Consider the following 16,984-nt stretch of genomic DNA (forward strand, 5'->3'; position numbering starts at 1 on the left):
TAATAGGATGAGTGTCACTATTCTCTTGGTAGTCTTACTGCATAAGTTCAACAAAGGATTTAAGCATTAGGAATTGGTGGCATGCAAAGTTTTCTATTTAAAATCTTAGGGAGGTTAGAATTGTGAGTGCTATTTTTATTGCTATTATCGGTCTCATTATCTTTGCATTAGGTTATCGTTTTTACTCAAAATTTGTCGCCGAAAAAATATTCAGACTTGATCCAAACTATGTAACGCCAGCCCATCAATATAAGGATGGAGTAGATTTTGTTCCTACAAATAAATTTGTGTTATGGGGACATCATTTCACGTCGGTAGCTGGGGCTGCGCCAATTGTTGGACCAGCGATAGCTGTATACTGGGGTTGGCTTCCGGCCGTTTTATGGGTTGTTTTAGGGACGGTATTTGCTGCTGGTGTACACGATTTTGGTACATTGGTACTATCAGTCCGCAATAAAGGACAATCGGTCGGAACCCTTGCCCATAGATTAATTGGTCAACGTGCAAAAATACTATTTCTATTTATTATTTTAATACTTGTATTAATGGTAAACGCTGTATTTGCTTGGGTTATTGCAAAATTATTTATATCCTTCCCAGCCAGTGTTATACCAGTATTTATTCAAATACCTTTGGCAATATGGATTGGTGCAGCAGTATACAAACGTAAAACAAAAATGCTTGTCCCTTCATTAATTGCACTAGCTGTTATGTATGCAACTGCAGTGCTAGCAAGTAAGGTTAGTTTCTTACAAATTGACTTAGTGCAGTACATGGGTGGTGAAGGTGGAGCAGGTTTATTTGGTCTAGGTGCCGTTTCAACTGCATTCTTTATATGGATCATAATCTTAATGATTTATGTATATATCGCATCCACATTACCTGTTTGGAAGCTACTTCAGCCACGTGATTTCATTAACTCTCATCAACTTGTAGTAGGACTTGGTATTTTGTATCTAGGACTGTTATTTACAAATCCTGAGATTACAGCACCTATGACAAATGCAAATGCAGATATCTCTTGGTTTCCACTACTATTTATTACGATTGCATGTGGTGCAATTTCAGGCTTCCATGGATTAGTATCATCGGGAACTACCTCTAAACAATTAAATAAAGAAACGGATGCACGTTTTGTTGGTTACCTTGGTGCTGTGGGTGAAGGTATCTTAGCATTAATAGCAATTATTGCTGTTATCACCTTGTTCCCAAGCAAGGAAGAGTTCCTCGCAACTTATAGTAGCTTTACAGCTTCAAGTGGTGCTGGACTTGGATCTTTTGTTCAAGGTGCAAGTAATCTAGCATCTGGTTTAATGATTCCACCAGAGGTAGCGACAACCATCGTATCTATCATTGTTGTAAGCTTTGCTGCTACGACATTGGATACATCTGTTAGATTAATGCGCTATATTATTGCTGAGCTGGGTGTAGAGTATAATGTCCCAGTTCTATCTAAAACACACGTTGCTACTACGATAGCCGTAGTATCAAGTGCAGCTTTGGTTTTGATTCCAGAAGGACCAAATGGATTTGGTTCAGGTGGTTATCTGCTCTGGCCACTGTTTGGTACAGCCAACCAATTGCTTGCAGGAATCAGTTTACTGCTTATTGCGATATGGCTGAAACGACTTGGCAGAAATTACGCTGTTGTTTTAATTCCAATGATTTTCATCCTGTTTATGACTTTAATAGCCATGTTCCAACAAGTGATATTTGAATGGTCATGGTTTGGATCAAGCTCGAATATGCTATTGTTCGTGTTTGGAGCAATCATATTTGTATTCGCATTATGGATAATCTTTACAGCAGTCTCAACATTAAGGGGAAAAGACTCTTCAAAGATTAAATAGGCGGAATTGTCATATACATGTGTAAAAGAGATCATTTCAAAATGATCTCTTTTCGCACTAGATTGGTGGCAAACAATGGAGGTGAGAAGATGTTCGTGCATGTAAAAAAATTGATTCATTTTTATGAGGAAGTTTTAAGTATGCCTCATCGAACTGAAATTGCAAGGGAGCTGCGTGACGAAGATGATTTGTTTTTATTGCTGCTGTACTCTGAAATGATTGGTATACCAAACCCTGTTTACTATTACACCCTTGAGTTATACCCCTATATGATGGAACAATTTCATGACTGGCATTTAAGAATGGGGATGGAAAAATCTCCAATGAGTGGAATTCGCTGCTGTTAATAAAAAGCAAAGGAGGTTGTCTGCCAATGCAGGAACTAATAAATAAGATTGTATTTGTCGGTGGGAAAGGTGGCGTGGGAAAATCAACATCCGCCGCAGCAATTGCCTGGAAATCAGCGAAAGATGGTTTCAAAACGTTACTGGTTTCAACCGATCCGGCTCATAATCTTGGAGATATTTTTGATAAAAAGATTGGGGGAAAGGTAACCTCGGTTACTGCTAATCTTGCTGCACTTGAAATAGATCCTGATATTGAAACGGAGAAGTACATGAAAGGCGTTAAGGAAAACATAAAGGGGATCGTTCACTCACGTATGGTTGAAGAGGTGCATCGACAGTTGGATACCGCTAAGGCTTCACCAGGAGCTGATGAAGCAGCATTATTTGATAAACTTATCTCAATCATTTTAGAAGAAAGCGAATGCTATGATACAATTATTATAGATACGGCACCAACTGGACATACGATTCGCCTGCTCTCACTGCCAGAGCTAATGGGAATATGGATCGAAGGCATGCTCCAAAAAAGACAAAAAACGAATGATAATTACACACAGCTACTAAATGACGGGGATCCAATAGATGATCCAATTTATGATGTATTAAAAAAACGTAAAGAACGATTTTCAGCAGCTAGAGAAATATTACTAAACCCTGAAAAGACAAGCTTTGTGTTTGTACTTAACCCAGAAAGATTACCTATATTGGAAACAAAAAAAGCATTGACATTACTGGACAGTTATCATTTACATGTAAAAACATTGATTGTAAATAAAACACTACCGGAAAATCCAGAGGGAGAGTTTCTTCGAAAAAGAAAAGAGCACGAAGAAAAATATGTGACGATGATTGAAGAATACTTCGTCAAGCAAAAGTTAAGTTATGTTCCGTTATTTTCAAATGATATATCAGATATGGCAGAACTCGAAAAGTTTGGCGCGTATATTTAGAAAGGGATGAATAAATATGAAGGCATTTGTACTGGAAAGTGGTAATTTAGAAATAAAAAACATAGAGGAACCTGTTTTAAATGATGACCAAGTGCTAGTTAACATTCGGACTGCTGGGTTAAATCGGCGTGATGTAGGTATTCCTAATCGTGTAGGCAGGAAGACAGAAACACTTGTCTTAGGATCTGACGGGGCTGGTGTAATTGAAGAAGTGGGTGCACATGTAACTAACTTTTCAATAGGTGATGAGGTAATCATTAATCCTTCGCTTGGATGGTTTGAAAACAGTGATGTACCGCCACAGAACTTTGACATTTTAGGTATGCCTAGCGATGGTACCTTTGCTGAGAAAATTGCAATTTCTGCTGATCAAGTAGAGATAAAGCCAGCACATTTATCGTGGGATGAAGCAGGAGTTATTGCCTTGGCTGCTGTTACCGGCTACCGTGCTTTGTTTACAAAAGGTGAACTGAAAGAGGGAGAGACTGTATTTATTCCTGGGGCTGGAAGTGGAGTTGCGACTTACCTTATTATGTTCGCAAAAAGTGTTGGAGCGAAGGTGATTGTCACATCACGCAGTCCTGAAAAGCGTGCTAAAGCCTCTGAATTAGGTGCGGATATAGTCCTTGATACTGCTAGTGACTGGCCGGAAAAATTGGCTGGTGAAACAGTAGACTTGGTTGTCGACAGTGTTGGTAAAGCTACATTTAATCGATCATTAGAAGTATTGAAAAAGGGAGGACGTATTGTTGTATTTGGTGCTACAACAGAAGATACAGTTGATTTTAACCTGCGAGCATTTTTCTATGGTCAATATCAGCTTCTTGGTACAACAATGGGTAGCAGGGAAGAACTTCGTGAGGCACTTGCACTAATCGATACAAACAACTTCCATCCTATAGTTGATAAATCATTTGAACTGAATCACGCCAAAGAAGCTTTTTATTATCTGAAAGAAGGAAAGCAATTTGGTAAAGTCAGCATTAAGATAAGTGATTAAATAAATTGCTGCCTTTCTGAGTAAACAGAAAGGCAGCAGATTTATTTTTATACTAGTTTTACAAAAAACGGTATTACCGCAATTAATGAAGCGATTAGCGCAGTGGCACAGGAACCAATTTTGTTTTTTGATTTCCAAAGTGTGATGGAAAATCCAATTGTATACAAGAAAATAAGTGTAATCGAAAGCCAAATAATTACTGTCATGTTAATCCCTGATTTCTTTTAGTTTTGGTAATTGACTTTGACGGCCAAATTGTCCGAATGTAATAACGACATCTATTTCTATCTTCATTTCCGGATAGGTTTTCATCCAATCAAATTTCTTATATGAAGGAACTGTTAGAAACTCTTTTCTTGCTAACAAAGACCAGTGGAAAGGTTCTGCTTTAAATTCTTCTTGCGTCTTTTTAACAAAATTCTCGATTTTTTGTTTTAATTCCTTCTCAATTGATTTTTTTAATTTTGCGCGTTTCTCAAGATCTTTTGCATAATCAATCATGCTATGGGCTGATAACACTTCAATTTCAAATGGAATACTTACGTGTATTGTTGGGGTAACAGCTTTTAAATCCATTTCCATCTTATTACTCTTTTTCTTGTTTACTCTGACCGCAACCCGGAACTTTTCGTTAAAAGGGTCTTCGTATGTTGTCAATATGTCAGACGCATTCAATAAGGGATTTAGAATGATGGAGATTCTTGTTTCATCTGCAGAAATTTTATCAATCATTTTACCTTCCTTAAACACAGCTGATCCTGCAAAATTGGTCTGATTGGTCCTACCCTTAAATTCAAAATCACCAGCGGAAAAATGATCATTACCAGAATCCTGTTCACCATTTTCTTCTTTTTCAGTGGAACCATACATTGCTAAAAAAAGATCTGCGTCAGCTTCAGTAATTCTAAAGAATTGAATTAGATCAGATTCTGGCAGCATGCCGGTTTCCACCCCACGTTTTAGTACTTGTTTAAAATATTTATGTGGTCTTGTTTCAAACTTCGGTTTATTATTTTTAAAAAACTCACTTGTTTTCTCCTTCGTTACAAGCATGCTAACGTCACGTCGTATTTCGGGATCTTTCGTTACATCATACATCCAGCGAATGAAATCTTTATCCTTTGCAAAATCTTCTGATACTGCTAATACTTCTACCAAATCGTATGTAATTTCCTTAGCAATAACAGCATTAGCGGTATTTCTAGCGGTTGTAATATCATCAGTAACAAACGAAATGATCTGATGAGGTGGTTCGTCTGTTCCTCCACCTAGAGCTTGTGATCCATGCTCAGGATTTGCTATTAAATAAGTTATCTGAATACGGTTATCTTTTTCAGCCTGATCTATCCCAATTGCAATAACATAAGCTCTTTCTTCAATTTGACTCTGGTTCCAACAACCACTTAGTGATAGTAAAACAACAAGCAGACAGGTAAGCTTAATGACAAGTTTATTTCTTTTTATCATCTTTGTAATCTCCTTTAAGCTTAGCTGCAGACCATAGAATACAAGGTAATAAAAAAAATACTGGCGAAACTATGACTAAGAGGTAATCCCTTGTTTGTGTAAGTGCGATATTTTGATTAACCAACAGCATACCGAGCAATAAAAATAAAGTAGCAAGTGAAGGTATGATATGTTCAAATTCAATGATACGAAATAATCTTCCAAATAAAATTCCATTTAAGTACAGGTAAACAGCAAATCGGACAAAGGCAGCAATCAACCAGAATGGAAAGAAAAACATTTCAATATTTTCCATGAAACCGAAATTAACATAGCGGATAACTTCATGAAAAGGGTAATTCAGCATACGAACTGATTCAAAATCAAATAAAATAATGTATGCAAAAATGGCAATGGATAATTCTAAAATCAAGACTCCAAGTGCAATCCAAGTACCTTTTTTAAAGTCATTCGTGTTTCGGATGTATGGAACCAAGAGACATAAGTAGAGGATATCCCCATAGATAGAGAGCCTTAACGTGCTCTCCTTGATTACCTCCCATCCACCTGGTCCAAAGAAAGGGAAAATATAATTAAAATCACCAAGAATTATGGTAAGAATTAAAGCTAGAAACAGAGATATTTTAATGCAGGGCAGTAGAGCTTTTGCTACTGAACCAATCTGTTCCAAACCTTTTTTTGCTCCATAAGCAGATACACCCATTAAAATAATGAAAATTACAATGGTTGGGGTTCTCGTGAAATACATCGTCCCAATAATTTCAGTATAAATTGCAGTATCGATGATAATCGCAGATGAAGCTATAATCCACAGAGCAAAGATCACGACAAAACCAATATATCTTCCAAACAGGTGAACAATAATTTCCAGCAAACCTTTGTCGTCATAATACATCATTGTTTTTATAAGCAGATAAATAGGAACAACCGCAATAGCACCACTTATTATTGGTGTCATCCAAGCTGCGTTATATAACGAATCAACCAAAATTGTTGGTAAATCATCAGCAAGCTTGGTTCCTATTGTTAGTAAAATAATTGCAATGTATTCCATTATCCCAATTTTTCCAGTGCTTTTTTCCATATATTATTTCTCCTGTTTCTTTCTGATATCCTTTGGTTTCAGATAGCCAGGTCGAAAAATTTCACTTGTTATTTTACTTCTTAAGATGGTATCACCAGATGAAAGGTATTTTGGTGTAAGGGGAGAAAGGTAGGAAACCCCGAATGATTTAATTGAAACCATATAAAACATCCCCAATACAAATATTGCAGTTATCCCGTAAATACCAAACATTCCAGAAGCGATAATAAACACAAATCGCAACAATCGTACGGAATAATTCAGACTAATATTACCTAAAGTGAATGAGCTTAAGCCTTCTAGGGCAACCACAACCACAACGATTGGACTTACAATATTTGCCTGAACAGCTGCCTGTCCTAAAATCAATGCACCAACAATTCCAATTGTTGATCCAATGGTCGTTGGTACACGAAGTCCAGCCTCCCTTAAAAGCTCAAAGGCAATTTCCAAAGTCAAAACTTCTATTACAGCTGGTAAAGGTACTTTTTCCCGGGTACTGGCAATAGCCAGCAATAGGTCTGGTGGGACCATTTCAGCATGAAAAGTAGTAACCGCTACATAAACAGAGGAGGCAAACAAAGCTATAAAAATTGCCACCATGCGTAATATCCTAGTGAAGTTGCCATAAATAAGACGCAGATACTGATCTTCAGCTGAGTGAAAGAATGACCAAAAGGTCGCAGGTAAAACAAGCGATGATGGTGAATTATCCATTAGCAGGACAATATACCCATCCTCTAAAAATTTTGCTGCTCGATCCGGGCGTTCTGTATTTAGAATAGTAGGGAACAAGGATAATTTTCGATCCTCTATGTGCTGTTCAAGTAATGACAGGTTTTGAACAGAGTCAACATCTATTTTGTTTAATCGTTCTTTTACGTTTTTCAACAAGTCATCATTTGCCAAGTCTTTTATATATGCAATAAATGCATCATTATTGGAACGTTTACCGATAACAGTTGATTCAAAAACCAGATTTTCATTTTTAATTTTCTTTCGAATAAGTGATATATTAGTCATTACTTTTTCATTAAATGCCTCTTTAGATCCAAGTAAAGAAATTTCGTTCTCCGCTTTTTCAACACCTCTACCTTGGAAATTAGAAGCACTGATAATAAATGCTTTTTTTTCACCATGAACAAATAAAGCAGCATTCCCTTTGTTTATTTCGTTTAGCACTTCATTAATCTTTTCTTTTGTTGCAACCGATTGAACCGATACTATTGATTCTATTTCCTGTGAAGGATCACGATTAAGCAATAAAGGGGTAATAACCTGTTCCTCAAGAACTGTTGTGTCAGAAATCGTATTTATGTACACTAAAACAGCCTTTCGGTTTAGTCCTCCAATTAAAATGTCCCGGAATTTCAAATCTTTGTTATCAGGATAAGTATAAATTTTCTTGAAGATGTCTACTGTTTTTTCTAAGTTTGCGGGAACAATCTGTTCTTTTAATTCAATAGCTTCTTGTGATGACTCTTGCCTATAAAGATCTTCTACATTCTTGTATATGTATTTTCTAAATAGTCTCTTAAACATTAAAGCAACTCCAGCACTTGTTTTTCTTATAGTGCACTTTAATGAGTTTAATTATGTATGGTACCAGGTTAGTTATTTATTTCTGTTTTTTAATGGAGTTTTCATGTAACTTACACATATGTAGAGCATATAAAAAAATAAACCCGGCTATTGATGCCATTGTTGAAGAATGGTTCACTGATGCATTGAACGAGGCAAAGATAATGGATGAGCGGCTTAACGATGGAAAAAAGAAAGGACCATTATACGGTGTGCCGATTAGTGTAAAATAAGCTGTATGGACGAACAAATAATCCGTGGGACCTTACACGAACTGCTGGTGGGTCCAGTGGTGGTGAAGGTGCTTTACTTGTAGCTGGTGGATCTGCTGTGGGGATTGGTTCTGATATTGGTGGACCATCCGTTTCCCTAGTCACTTATTTGTTATGGCAGGAAATTATGTCATCTGATGGTGGCAAGGGAATAGAAAAAATTGCATTTCCAAGTGACCGTACAAGTGCCTTAAAAGAATATGGGAAAGAGAAGTTAACCAGGAAGTCCCAATTTCACCCTTATCTAACCTAGGGATTAATGAGAGCTAATTTATTTAAACCAAACCCGGAACGGAAAAAGGAGATTGCAAGCATTATTATGGAAGGGGATAAGAAACTGACTGAGTACCTTGCTAATCGGTTGTTGATTTTTTCGTTTTATCATACAGGAGCACCAAAACACGGAGGGGTCTATCGAGAAATCTTTTTAATTAAAAAGACTTAAATGAATTATATGCCCTATGTCGCATATGCAAATGTTTGGGGACTGCCTGCCTTAACAATCCCAGTTGGTAAAGATGAAAGCGGCATGCCTATTAGCATACAGATTATGAGCTCTAACGGAAATGAAGATGCTTTATTTCGTCTGGGAAAGATACTTGAAGAACAATTTGGAGGTTATCAACGTTGTACACAGCTTGATTAAAATAACTACCGGCTGCACGATGGCACTAGAACACTATTTTAAGTAAGGTGAAACAAGATCAATTGCTTGTTGAAGTTTTTTACTATTTTTCTGATACAGGTCTTTTGCTGTTTGATTTTCGGTACCTAATGAAAAAAGCTCTAGATCGGCCTGGCACTTTTTAAGATTTGCAAGCAGTAGTGGTTTCTCAGAAGGGGATGGAACAGAGATCTTATCATCATATAGATCTACCGTAATCTGCCCATCCGTATCGGCCTGAGCTAGAAAAACGTTTTCCACACTAACATTTATTTTGTCGAGCTCTGTTTCTAACCAGTTTGTATTTAATGAGAGATTTGCTAGTGGCTCGAGTAAAACCTTTCCGTCCATAACAACTGTTTGGGGTTCTCTTTCAGTTGGAAGCTTGATACCAAGAACTTTAGCAGTTAATGGTTGATTTTCTTTTTTGGGCATAACATTCAAATTTCCGGAAGGTTCAAGCACTGCAAACTCAACATCTGCTGTCTTAAATATCTGATTCGAACGGAGCTTCTCAAGTAACTCGTCACTGGTAAACCGTTCTTTTTTCATGTTGTCTTCCATTACTTTTCCATCTTGAATGAAAACAGTACTTTTACCCTGTGTGAAACTCCTAAACGATTTACTTTTCTCAGAAATAATTTCAACAGCAAACGGAATAGCGAACCAGACAAACAGGGCTGCAATAGCATGAGAAAAAGTGCTATTACCGTCTGCTGTATGCATAGCAACAATACTACCGATGACAATCCCTGTAATATATTCAAATACGTTCATTTCTGAAAGTTGTTTTTTCCCCAGTGCTTTTGTCATCAAAAACAGAACTATAATTAAGATAATAGATCTGGCGATAACATTAACCCAATCAGGCATTCGAAAATTCCTTTCTTTTATTGCTAACTTTTATATTGTGGTTCTTCTTTAACAAGGTAAATAACTTGTTTTTGCAAATCATCTTTCACATCGTCAATAATTGTTTGGGCTTCTTCATATACCTGTTTCGCCTGTTGATTTTGTGTTTTATTTGCTAAAAGACTTAACGTTGCTTCTGCACTCTTTAAAGATGAGAAACAGCCTTTAACTTGTGAACCTATTGTCATGTTATTTTCCTCCTAGCCCTTTGGTTTAAATAACAGCGCTCCAATCATTCCAAATATAATAGAAGCGGAAATACCTGAACTTGTTATTTCAAACATTCCAGTTACAACACCGATTAACCCATGCTGATCGGCTTCATCCATTGCACCTTGCACTAACTGGTTTCCAAAGTTTGTAATTGGCACTGTAACTCCAGCACCTGCAAAATCGATTAATGGTTCATAAAGACCAAATCCATTTAAAATAGCACCAGACACAACAAGAATGCTTAAGGTGTGACCAGGCGTAAGTTTAAAAACGTCAAACATAATCTGTCCGATCACACAAATTGTTCCTCCAATAACAAATGCCCAGAAAAAAATCATTGATTTTCACTTCCCATTTCAATAGAAACTGCATGTGCGATACATGGAATTGGATCCTTTTGCTGAACACTTAAAGTCGAATGTAATGCTCCAGTTGCGATAACGAGTATCCTGTTTAATTCTCCTTGTTTCATTTTGTTTAAAAAGTGTCCATATGTGACTACTGCTGAACATGCAGCACCACTAGCACCTGCTAAAACTGGTTGTCCTTCCCGGTATATAGTAAGTCCACAATCTACATACTGGTTCTCTAATATGTTAACACCTTGTTTTTTCAGAAGGTCTAATGATACCTTTCTCCCAACATGTCCTAAGTCACCAGTGATGATTAAGTCATAATAAGAGGGTTCAATATTACGGTCCCTTAAATGGGTTTCTAACGTATCAACTGCTGCAGGTGCCATAGCACCACCCATATTAAAAGGGTCTGACATTCCCATATCAACTACCTTACCAATTGTTGCAGATGTTACTGCTGGTCCAGTTCCAGTTTTAGCAACTAAAGCACAACCCGCACCAGTCACTGTCCATTGTGATGTGGGTGGTTTTTGTCCCCCATATTCAGTTGGATAGCGGAATTGTTTTTCTGTAGCAGCATTGTGACTTGCGCTGCCACTTAAAATATAGTCTGCGCCATTTCCATTTATAATAAAGGCAGATAAAGCAAGGCTTTCCATTGACGTAGCGCATGCGCTAAAGATTCCAAAGTAAGGGACATCAAGTGTTTTAGCGGCAAAGCTAGTTGGTGTAATTTGATTAATTAAATCACCACTAATAAAAAATTGAACTTGTTCTTTTTGAATGGGGCTGTTTTTAATTGCATGCTGACAGGCTTCCTCCAGCATCATTTGTTGTGCTTTTTCAAAAGAAGCCTGCTTTAACCACATATCATCATGTAGTATGTCGATATCATTTGGTATGTTGCCGTTTGCTTCAAAAGGTCCACCAACAGTTCCGGTGGAAATAATGACAGGTTTGTTTTCAAATACCCATGTCCGATGACCGACTAACATTTATAATACCCCCCACATAATTAATAGTGTTTTAACAAGTGCTACGACAAAAGCTGAGAAAACGCCGAATAAAATCACAGTTCCTGCCAATTTAAACATATTTGAACCTACACCTAACACAAAACCTTCCGTACGATGCTCAATCGCAGCAGAAATTACGGAGTTTCCAAATCCCGTTACAGGCACTGCTGAACCAGCACCACCAAATTGTCCAATTCGATCATAGACACCAAAACCAGTTAAAAGCATCGTTATAAAAATTAATGTTGCTACTGTAGGATTCCCAACTGTTTGTTCGGTGAAATCAAAGTAATAAAGATAGAATGTAGAGATTAACTGACCGATAAAACAGATGAATCCTCCAACAAAAAAAGCTTTTACACAATTTTTAAAGACAGGCCTTTTTTCCTCTCTTTGTTGTTGGAAGGCTTGATATTCTTGTGCACTAGGAGGCAGTTTTTTCTTTTTTTTATCAGCCATTTCTACTCACTCTTTCATTATGTTTTTTCGTGAAGTAATTCCTTCAAGTGTTTTACTTCTTTTTCTAATTTTTTGTTACTAATTTCATTTTTCGATACCTTTTTTTCTAACTTGTTTAGTTCAAACACTAGTTTTTGATCTGTTGAAACTTCAGTTTTAAGATGAGGGAACTGTTTTTTAATTTTTTTTGCAGCTTTTTCCTCAAATGTTGTTAATTTAATTCTATCTATTTGATGTACTTCAAGCGCAACAAGCAATATTTTGTCTGTGTTGACAGCATAGATTTTTGTCGTTTCATGATAGCTTTGTAACGTTTTTTTTGCTTCTTGTGAAGGAGATTGATCATGTGTTGAAGGATTACTCATGTTAGACGTCTCAGGCTCTTTTTGGTCTTTAGAAGTTTGGGGACTTGTGTTCGTATTACAAGCACCCAAAATGGCTAGTGCCAATATAATCACTACTTTTTGTATAATCATTTTATCATCACCAACTTCTTTAGGATTATGTAGCAGAAGGGCTGAAATAAAAATCAATCCTTTCATGGTTATACTTCCTTATATTGAGGTTCTTCCTGCTCTATTTCCTGTAAACGGGGTTCAACACTTTGCAAAATAACGCTTGTCTGTTCTGCTGCATTTTCATATAATTTTTTTGCTTGTTTATTTTGTGTTTGCAACGCAAATTGTTCAAAACTTGCTTGGGCGCCCCTTAATCCTGCAATAGTCTGTTTTACTTGACTTGACACTGTCATAATAATTCCTCCTTCAGTTACTCTTAGAATTGTATTTTTTGTCGTTATTATACTTTTTATTTATTTCCTTTATATGTTAATATAGTAATACAATAAACGGAATTTTTTTTATACTATAATAATAGAATGATTGAATTTTTTAACTATAATTGAAACTTTTTATAGAATTAAACCGTCATACGTAATAGAAAGACACCAGTTGGGAGGAATATTGTTTGAAATTTAGTAAAATTTTATTGTATATAGTCTCCATAGGTGCACTAGTGATTTCTATTTTCATTTTTGAGGGATTTGGAAAAACAACGTTAGTATCAAATAGAACCGGATCGACACAGTTTGGTGATTTCACACTACATATTAGAGTTGAAGAAGAAAACCACGAAGTAAAAGTTTTTCGATCCATACAATATAGAGGTGAAAAACCTGTAGAAATTAAGCATCAAACACCATTAATATCTGTATCTTTAGGAAAAAAGAATCATGATTTTACAGGAAGTACGCTTAAAAAAACTTTAAATCCTGGAAACAGCTACTACCCTCAAAGTGCAAGAATAATGAAAGTACCCGAGAAGGCGGGGGTATATACTTTGTATTGTTTAGCGGAATTTGAACTAGATGGTAAAATCGAAAAAATTGAATACAGTGAAAAGTTAACTTTTGAATAGTAAAAAAACAGCACCATTATATATGTAACGGGTTCACTTCAGGGGTGCAAACATTAAAAACACATTATAAAACACACGGTTTTTCACAAGAAAATTCCCGTGTGTTTTTTTTATTGATATAACAGTATTTATTGTTAAATTATTGCAATTTCACACCCTAAATCGCATAATGAATCACATATATGGAAATAATAATTGTAGGGTATGTGAATTTGATGTGATTTGGTATGTGAATTGGTATTGGAGGAGAACTTATTGGAAAATTTAAAATTTATTAAGCCTAAGAATAAGCAATTAACAGAAGTCAATTGGAAAATATCTGATAGAACCCGTGCCATTGTGAAATATTATGCGGAATACTCTAAGTTCACCGAGGATGAAGTGGTAGATGAATTTTTAATAAACATTTTATGCGATGAAAACTTCAACGAGTGGATTAAGAATAAACGTTATAACAAAAGGATTATCAGTGATGTTTATGGTACGGAGGAAACAGATAATGGCTAAGTTGAAGCGTTTGGCTAATTTAAATGATGAAGTTGTAAAGGTAATCGAACCCTTATCATCAGATGAACTTCTTAATAGACATCTTCAATACCCGTTGTTAAAACCGTTAAAATTCGGGAAGTCTTTCGGTAATCCATATATTCCAGTGGAATTAGAGTATAAAGGGATTCCACACTATATACATTTTAATCATTGCGTTAATCCTTTTTGTGATTGGTTTGGCGAAACACAAAAGAAATACGAACATATTAAACATAAACCCAACCGATATAGATTGAGCAGCCAGGGAAAACATAGAGGTGATGCGATTGTTTGCAATCCAGAACCTGAAAAGTCATCGAAAAATAAATCACATAAGTGTTCCGTTACAGCTGTTTCCAACTGGTCTGTTGCAGAAGAAATCAAACGCTTGGCTACACTTGACCAAGTGAAAGATATAAAACCAGAATATCAATTTCATAAAGAAGGCTGCACGATTGACGCAAATCCTTTCAAACAATCTAAGGAATTCTATCGGCGAGGAAAAAGTAGTGGTGGTTCTCAAAAGTGGCAGTGTAAATACTGCAAAAAAATGACTAATGTTCTTCCAAATCGAGAACAGAAGTTTACTTACAACCAAAAGAAAAATGATGTAATGCCTATATTTGCAAAAATGCTCGTGAATAGAACACCAGTCAGTCGTGCCTGTGAAGTTTTGGATATCTCCCCGAAGACGTATTATCATAAACTAGAGTTACTCTATAAACGTTGCTTAGAATTCCTTGAACGTTACGAACAAAAACCCTTAAGCCTGTTGTCATTTGATTCTATGTGGCTCAACACGGATAAGATGATATACAACCTGAATAACGTTCGAAAAAGAGGTCACGGTGGAATCAGATATAACAATACCGAGGATAAGTTAATGCAGACACACATTATTGTCACAGGCGATATTGATACAAACTACATTTTTCGCTCTGATGTAGCATATGACTGGGGTATTACATTGGATGATATTTACCAAGATACAATCTATTTCAAGGAAGACCACTTGCACGATTTTTCTAAAAAAAATGCACGATTACGGTTTTCTTATGCTCCGCAACCACCAACTAAAAACGATAATGAAACAAGTATTGAATTTAACAATTTATTGAGTGAATTCAGTAGAAGAAGCAAATACATTGATGGTATGCACACAAATTCTGTTTACACTGTTCTCGCTCATTTGTGGTTAATTGAGCGAAGTATAAATGCTAATAAATGGCGTTTTGTAACGGATGAAGACGATACACTTATGAGTGGTATTTACCGAATTTTTGCCGATGATATTAAATCAAGCACAGCACACCACTTTTTATGTAAAATTGACCGTGATAAGAGCCTCCCAGATGCTTATCAGGAATATATAAATGCTATAAATGAAAATAAGGATTGGGGAGAATTGAACGGTTTTACAACAAAGTCATTAAATAGATTGGCACATTCCAGATTAGTATTAAAATTGAATACACATCAGTTTCATAAAGTCGATACAGATGGAACATCAACATACAATGTTTGGGCTAAAAACCCAATAAATCACCCTTTACCACCAAAAGATAAAGGTGACTTTACAGTGGATTGCAAGACTGATTTAAGTCACTTAATAATGGTGATTACTTAGTTTCCGAACAAGATCCAAGTGGAACGGATTCAAAAATGCATGGATATATATACCCTGATTCTAATGGAGACTTTTGCCATTCATTTTCGGTAAGAACACTTGTAGATGGTGATAATAACAAAGCAGAACTTGTAATAGGATTTAGTGTTAATGGATTTAATGAAACGGTTACCATTAGAATTAGGGATTAATTAATTCTTTATATTTTTATTTTCTTCAAATACTATTTCAAATGTTTCTTTGTCACTGAAATTCTTAGATTTAATTATATTATGAATTTTATTTTTTATATTTTGTTTTTCTTTTAAAGTTATTTCTTTAATAGGTTCTAAGTGAATTACTTGGGTTGGAAACTTTTCAGCATTTCCTATAATGGTATGAAGCCGAAACTTAGTCCCATCTAGATTTTTAATAATACTTTCCCCTAAGTGTCCGGTTCTTTCATTTAAATCTTTAAAATATTCAGATGAAAACTTCATAGTTTCGTCTGATGATTTTTTTTCAGTAGCCGTTAATGAAACGCTAAAAGTTGTAATTAATGCAATAGCTAAACCCAAAGAAAATATTAGAATAAAATTCTTTTTTTTCACTGTATCACCAACCTTTTTTTCTAGTTTTGTCTCTTAATAAAAAGGTATGCGTTTCCAAGGCAAATAATGTCCTAACAGTGATTTTTAATACTATAAAAACCATAGATCATTGCGGTCTATGGCTTTTATTTTTCCTTTGATTCCAGTACCTTCTATCTTTCCCAAAGGTACTATCATTTTCCCTGTTATCTAAACTAGTCTCAAAAACAGTTTAGTGTAATTCGTCGATTTTATGTACCTAGTAATTGTTTTTATAGATTAATAGAGTTAAATGTAAGCCAAACAAAAGAAACGTAACTATGACCTCTTAAAATTAATTTAAAAGGCATATAATGTAATTATTCTACAAAGATAAATATATTTTTGTAAAATAAATTTGAACATAACCCCAACAAAAAAAAGTCTATATGACACCTTAAAATTAGTTGTAAGGTGTCATATAGACTTTTTCGTTCTCCAAACCAAAAGGAGGAACGATTCCAAAAAATCGAAATTCTAATCGTTTAGTCTTTTAATCTTTTTTTAAGAGGTATTTTAACCTAATTTGGTGAATTTTTAGTATAATCTATTGATTTTAGAATTTGAATTCTATAAGGTGGGAACATATTAAAAATTAAGGAGGTGAAAAAATGTCGAATAATTTAAAGTCTAA

Annotated in this window: 24 protein-coding genes and 1 pseudogene; 13 read left to right on the plus strand and 12 right to left on the minus strand. The window is 35.5% G+C overall.

Going from position 1 to position 16,984, the window contains the following annotated elements:
- The first annotated feature begins 122 nt into the window (after nucleotides 1-122).
- The 4 genes from ACOI1D_RS12330 (at nucleotide 123) to ACOI1D_RS12345 (ending at nucleotide 4,147) form a co-directional block, all read left to right on the plus strand.
- Entirely contained in the window at nucleotides 123-1,850 is a 1,728-nt protein-coding gene (locus ACOI1D_RS12330) for a carbon starvation protein A (RefSeq protein WP_422501592.1), read from the plus strand.
- 89 nt (nucleotides 1,851-1,939) lie between these two features.
- On the plus strand, nucleotides 1,940-2,197 hold the full coding sequence (locus ACOI1D_RS12335; protein ID WP_422501593.1) for a cory-CC-star protein: 258 nt from the start codon (nucleotides 1,940-1,942) through the stop codon (nucleotides 2,195-2,197).
- A gap of 26 nt (nucleotides 2,198-2,223) precedes the next feature.
- Complete coding sequence (locus ACOI1D_RS12340) at nucleotides 2,224-3,147, plus strand: ArsA family ATPase (RefSeq protein WP_422501594.1); 924 nt, start codon at nucleotides 2,224-2,226, stop codon at nucleotides 3,145-3,147.
- A gap of 16 nt (nucleotides 3,148-3,163) precedes the next feature.
- Nucleotides 3,164-4,147, plus strand: a complete 984-nt coding sequence (locus ACOI1D_RS12345; protein ID WP_422501595.1) for a zinc-binding dehydrogenase — start codon at nucleotides 3,164-3,166, stop codon at nucleotides 4,145-4,147.
- Between the two features lie 47 nt (nucleotides 4,148-4,194).
- Here the strand turns inward: ACOI1D_RS12345 and ACOI1D_RS12350 are convergent, their stop codons facing one another.
- Genes ACOI1D_RS12350 through ACOI1D_RS12365 form a run of 4 tightly spaced genes read right to left on the minus strand, consistent with a single transcriptional unit; the run spans nucleotide 4,195 to nucleotide 8,240 of the window.
- Nucleotides 4,195-4,353, minus strand: a complete 159-nt coding sequence (locus tag ACOI1D_RS12350; RefSeq protein WP_422501596.1) for a hypothetical protein — start codon at nucleotides 4,351-4,353, stop codon at nucleotides 4,195-4,197.
- A gap of 1 nt (nucleotide 4,354) precedes the next feature.
- Nucleotides 4,355-5,614: a Ger(x)C family spore germination protein gene (locus ACOI1D_RS12355; protein ID WP_422501597.1), complete on the minus strand. Its 1,260-nt coding sequence runs from the start codon at nucleotides 5,612-5,614 to the stop codon at nucleotides 4,355-4,357.
- Nucleotides 5,598-6,698, minus strand: coding sequence for a GerAB/ArcD/ProY family transporter (locus ACOI1D_RS12360; RefSeq protein ID WP_422501598.1), 1,101 nt, complete (start codon nucleotides 6,696-6,698; stop codon nucleotides 5,598-5,600). Before ACOI1D_RS12360 ends, ACOI1D_RS12355 begins: the two co-directional genes overlap by 17 nt.
- 3 nt (nucleotides 6,699-6,701) lie before the next feature.
- Nucleotides 6,702-8,240 carry a spore germination protein gene (locus ACOI1D_RS12365; protein ID WP_422501599.1) on the minus strand — a complete coding sequence of 513 codons (1,539 nt, stop codon included), beginning with the start codon at nucleotides 8,238-8,240 and terminating at the stop codon, nucleotides 6,702-6,704.
- 41 nt (nucleotides 8,241-8,281) lie between these two features.
- On the opposite strand from ACOI1D_RS12365, the gene ACOI1D_RS12370 reads away from it, so the two are divergent.
- The 5 genes and pseudogenes from ACOI1D_RS12370 (at nucleotide 8,282) to ACOI1D_RS12390 (ending at nucleotide 9,197) form a co-directional block, all read left to right on the plus strand.
- Nucleotides 8,282-8,512, plus strand: a complete 231-nt coding sequence (locus tag ACOI1D_RS12370) for an amidase family protein (protein ID WP_422501600.1) — start codon at nucleotides 8,282-8,284, stop codon at nucleotides 8,510-8,512.
- Between the two features lies 1 nt (nucleotide 8,513).
- Nucleotides 8,514-8,576: pseudogene (locus ACOI1D_RS12375) on the plus strand (amidase family protein); the annotation flags it as partial.
- 33 nt (nucleotides 8,577-8,609) lie between these two features.
- Nucleotides 8,610-8,804 carry a hypothetical protein gene (locus ACOI1D_RS12380; protein ID WP_422501601.1) on the plus strand — a complete coding sequence of 65 codons (195 nt, stop codon included), beginning with the start codon at nucleotides 8,610-8,612 and terminating at the stop codon, nucleotides 8,802-8,804.
- Nucleotides 8,805-8,810: 6 nt separating this feature from the next.
- Complete coding sequence (locus tag ACOI1D_RS12385) at nucleotides 8,811-8,996, plus strand: hypothetical protein (RefSeq protein WP_422501602.1); 186 nt, start codon at nucleotides 8,811-8,813, stop codon at nucleotides 8,994-8,996.
- Nucleotides 8,997-9,197 (plus strand): amidase family protein, encoded by a 201-nt coding sequence (locus tag ACOI1D_RS12390; protein ID WP_422501603.1) that lies wholly within the window; start codon nucleotides 8,997-8,999, stop codon nucleotides 9,195-9,197.
- Between the two features lie 33 nt (nucleotides 9,198-9,230).
- On the opposite strand, the gene ACOI1D_RS12395 is transcribed toward ACOI1D_RS12390, so the two are convergent.
- Genes ACOI1D_RS12395 through ACOI1D_RS12425 form a run of 7 tightly spaced genes read right to left on the minus strand, consistent with a single transcriptional unit; the run spans nucleotide 9,231 to nucleotide 12,922 of the window.
- A complete protein-coding gene (locus ACOI1D_RS12395) occupies nucleotides 9,231-10,088 on the minus strand; it encodes a DUF421 domain-containing protein (RefSeq protein WP_422501604.1) in 858 nt (285 codons plus the stop codon).
- Between the two features lie 23 nt (nucleotides 10,089-10,111).
- Nucleotides 10,112-10,315: a DUF1657 domain-containing protein gene (locus tag ACOI1D_RS12400; protein ID WP_422501605.1), complete on the minus strand. Its 204-nt coding sequence runs from the start codon at nucleotides 10,313-10,315 to the stop codon at nucleotides 10,112-10,114.
- A gap of 12 nt (nucleotides 10,316-10,327) precedes the next feature.
- Entirely contained in the window at nucleotides 10,328-10,678 is a 351-nt protein-coding gene (gene spoVAE / locus ACOI1D_RS12405) for a stage V sporulation protein AE (protein WP_422501606.1), read from the minus strand.
- Nucleotides 10,675-11,691, minus strand: a complete 1,017-nt coding sequence (spoVAD, locus tag ACOI1D_RS12410) for a stage V sporulation protein AD (RefSeq protein ID WP_422501607.1) — start codon at nucleotides 11,689-11,691, stop codon at nucleotides 10,675-10,677. Before spoVAD ends, spoVAE begins: the two co-directional genes overlap by 4 nt.
- Entirely contained in the window at nucleotides 11,692-12,171 is a 480-nt protein-coding gene (spoVAC, locus tag ACOI1D_RS12415; protein WP_422501608.1) for a stage V sporulation protein AC, read from the minus strand.
- A 17-nt stretch (nucleotides 12,172-12,188) separates the two neighbouring features.
- Entirely contained in the window at nucleotides 12,189-12,713 is a 525-nt protein-coding gene (locus ACOI1D_RS12420) for a hypothetical protein (protein WP_422501609.1), read from the minus strand.
- 2 nt (nucleotides 12,714-12,715) lie between these two features.
- The gene (locus ACOI1D_RS12425) at nucleotides 12,716-12,922 is read right to left on the minus strand and encodes a DUF1657 domain-containing protein (protein WP_422501610.1); all 207 of its coding nucleotides are present in this window, start codon (nucleotides 12,920-12,922) and stop codon (nucleotides 12,716-12,718) included.
- 215 nt (nucleotides 12,923-13,137) lie between these two features.
- Between ACOI1D_RS12425 and ACOI1D_RS12430 the strand changes: the two genes are divergently transcribed.
- The 4 genes from ACOI1D_RS12430 (at nucleotide 13,138) to ACOI1D_RS12445 (ending at nucleotide 15,933) form a co-directional block, all read left to right on the plus strand.
- Nucleotides 13,138-13,587 (plus strand): hypothetical protein, encoded by a 450-nt coding sequence (locus tag ACOI1D_RS12430; RefSeq protein ID WP_422501611.1) that lies wholly within the window; start codon nucleotides 13,138-13,140, stop codon nucleotides 13,585-13,587.
- A 255-nt stretch (nucleotides 13,588-13,842) separates the two neighbouring features.
- Nucleotides 13,843-14,094: a hypothetical protein gene (locus tag ACOI1D_RS12435; protein WP_422501612.1), complete on the plus strand. Its 252-nt coding sequence runs from the start codon at nucleotides 13,843-13,845 to the stop codon at nucleotides 14,092-14,094.
- Entirely contained in the window at nucleotides 14,087-15,742 is a 1,656-nt protein-coding gene (locus ACOI1D_RS12440) for a transposase (protein WP_422501613.1), read from the plus strand. Before ACOI1D_RS12435 ends, ACOI1D_RS12440 begins: the two co-directional genes overlap by 8 nt.
- A 35-nt stretch (nucleotides 15,743-15,777) precedes the next feature.
- Nucleotides 15,778-15,933, plus strand: a complete 156-nt coding sequence (locus tag ACOI1D_RS12445) for a hypothetical protein (protein ID WP_422501614.1) — start codon at nucleotides 15,778-15,780, stop codon at nucleotides 15,931-15,933.
- Here the strand turns inward: ACOI1D_RS12445 and ACOI1D_RS12450 are convergent, their stop codons facing one another.
- On the minus strand, nucleotides 15,934-16,332 hold the full coding sequence (locus ACOI1D_RS12450) for a hypothetical protein (protein WP_422501615.1): 399 nt from the start codon (nucleotides 16,330-16,332) through the stop codon (nucleotides 15,934-15,936). It lies immediately after the preceding gene.
- Between the last annotated feature and the right edge of the window lie 652 nt (nucleotides 16,333-16,984).

Source organism: Virgibacillus sp. DJP39 (assembly GCF_049310925.1).
In the GTDB taxonomy this organism is placed as follows: Bacteria; Bacillota; Bacilli; order Bacillales; family Amphibacillaceae; genus Virgibacillus_F.

What these genes read in the sequence shown, in the direction of transcription:
- ACOI1D_RS12335 (WP_422501593.1), top strand. Translation starts at nt 1,940, where the DNA reads ATGTTCGTGCATGTAAAAAAATTGATTCATTTTTATGAGGAAGTTTTA.
- ACOI1D_RS12340 (WP_422501594.1), top strand. Translation starts at nt 2,224, where the DNA reads ATGCAGGAACTAATAAATAAGATTGTATTTGTCGGTGGGAAAGGTGGC.
- ACOI1D_RS12345 (WP_422501595.1), top strand. Translation starts at nt 3,164, where the DNA reads ATGAAGGCATTTGTACTGGAAAGTGGTAATTTAGAAATAAAAAACATA.
- ACOI1D_RS12350 (WP_422501596.1), bottom strand. Translation starts at nt 4,353, where the DNA reads ATGACAGTAATTATTTGGCTTTCGATTACACTTATTTTCTTGTATACA.
- ACOI1D_RS12355 (WP_422501597.1), bottom strand. Translation starts at nt 5,614, where the DNA reads ATGATAAAAAGAAATAAACTTGTCATTAAGCTTACCTGTCTGCTTGTT.
- ACOI1D_RS12360 (WP_422501598.1), bottom strand. Translation starts at nt 6,698, where the DNA reads ATGGAAAAAAGCACTGGAAAAATTGGGATAATGGAATACATTGCAATT.
- ACOI1D_RS12365 (WP_422501599.1), bottom strand. Translation starts at nt 8,240, where the DNA reads ATGTTTAAGAGACTATTTAGAAAATACATATACAAGAATGTAGAAGAT.
- ACOI1D_RS12370 (WP_422501600.1), top strand. Translation starts at nt 8,282, where the DNA reads ATGAGTTTAATTATGTATGGTACCAGGTTAGTTATTTATTTCTGTTTT.
- ACOI1D_RS12385 (WP_422501602.1), top strand. Translation starts at nt 8,811, where the DNA reads ATGAGAGCTAATTTATTTAAACCAAACCCGGAACGGAAAAAGGAGATT.
- ACOI1D_RS12390 (WP_422501603.1), top strand. Translation starts at nt 8,997, where the DNA reads ATGAATTATATGCCCTATGTCGCATATGCAAATGTTTGGGGACTGCCT.
- ACOI1D_RS12395 (WP_422501604.1), bottom strand. Translation starts at nt 10,088, where the DNA reads ATGCCTGATTGGGTTAATGTTATCGCCAGATCTATTATCTTAATTATA.
- ACOI1D_RS12400 (WP_422501605.1), bottom strand. Translation starts at nt 10,315, where the DNA reads ATGACAATAGGTTCACAAGTTAAAGGCTGTTTCTCATCTTTAAAGAGT.
- spoVAE (WP_422501606.1), bottom strand. Translation starts at nt 10,678, where the DNA reads ATGATTTTTTTCTGGGCATTTGTTATTGGAGGAACAATTTGTGTGATC.
- spoVAD (WP_422501607.1), bottom strand. Translation starts at nt 11,691, where the DNA reads ATGTTAGTCGGTCATCGGACATGGGTATTTGAAAACAAACCTGTCATT.
- spoVAC (WP_422501608.1), bottom strand. Translation starts at nt 12,171, where the DNA reads ATGGCTGATAAAAAAAAGAAAAAACTGCCTCCTAGTGCACAAGAATAT.
- ACOI1D_RS12420 (WP_422501609.1), bottom strand. Translation starts at nt 12,713, where the DNA reads ATGAAAGGATTGATTTTTATTTCAGCCCTTCTGCTACATAATCCTAAA.
- ACOI1D_RS12425 (WP_422501610.1), bottom strand. Translation starts at nt 12,922, where the DNA reads ATGACAGTGTCAAGTCAAGTAAAACAGACTATTGCAGGATTAAGGGGC.
- ACOI1D_RS12440 (WP_422501613.1), top strand. Translation starts at nt 14,087, where the DNA reads ATGGCTAAGTTGAAGCGTTTGGCTAATTTAAATGATGAAGTTGTAAAG.
- ACOI1D_RS12445 (WP_422501614.1), top strand. Translation starts at nt 15,778, where the DNA reads ATGCATGGATATATATACCCTGATTCTAATGGAGACTTTTGCCATTCA.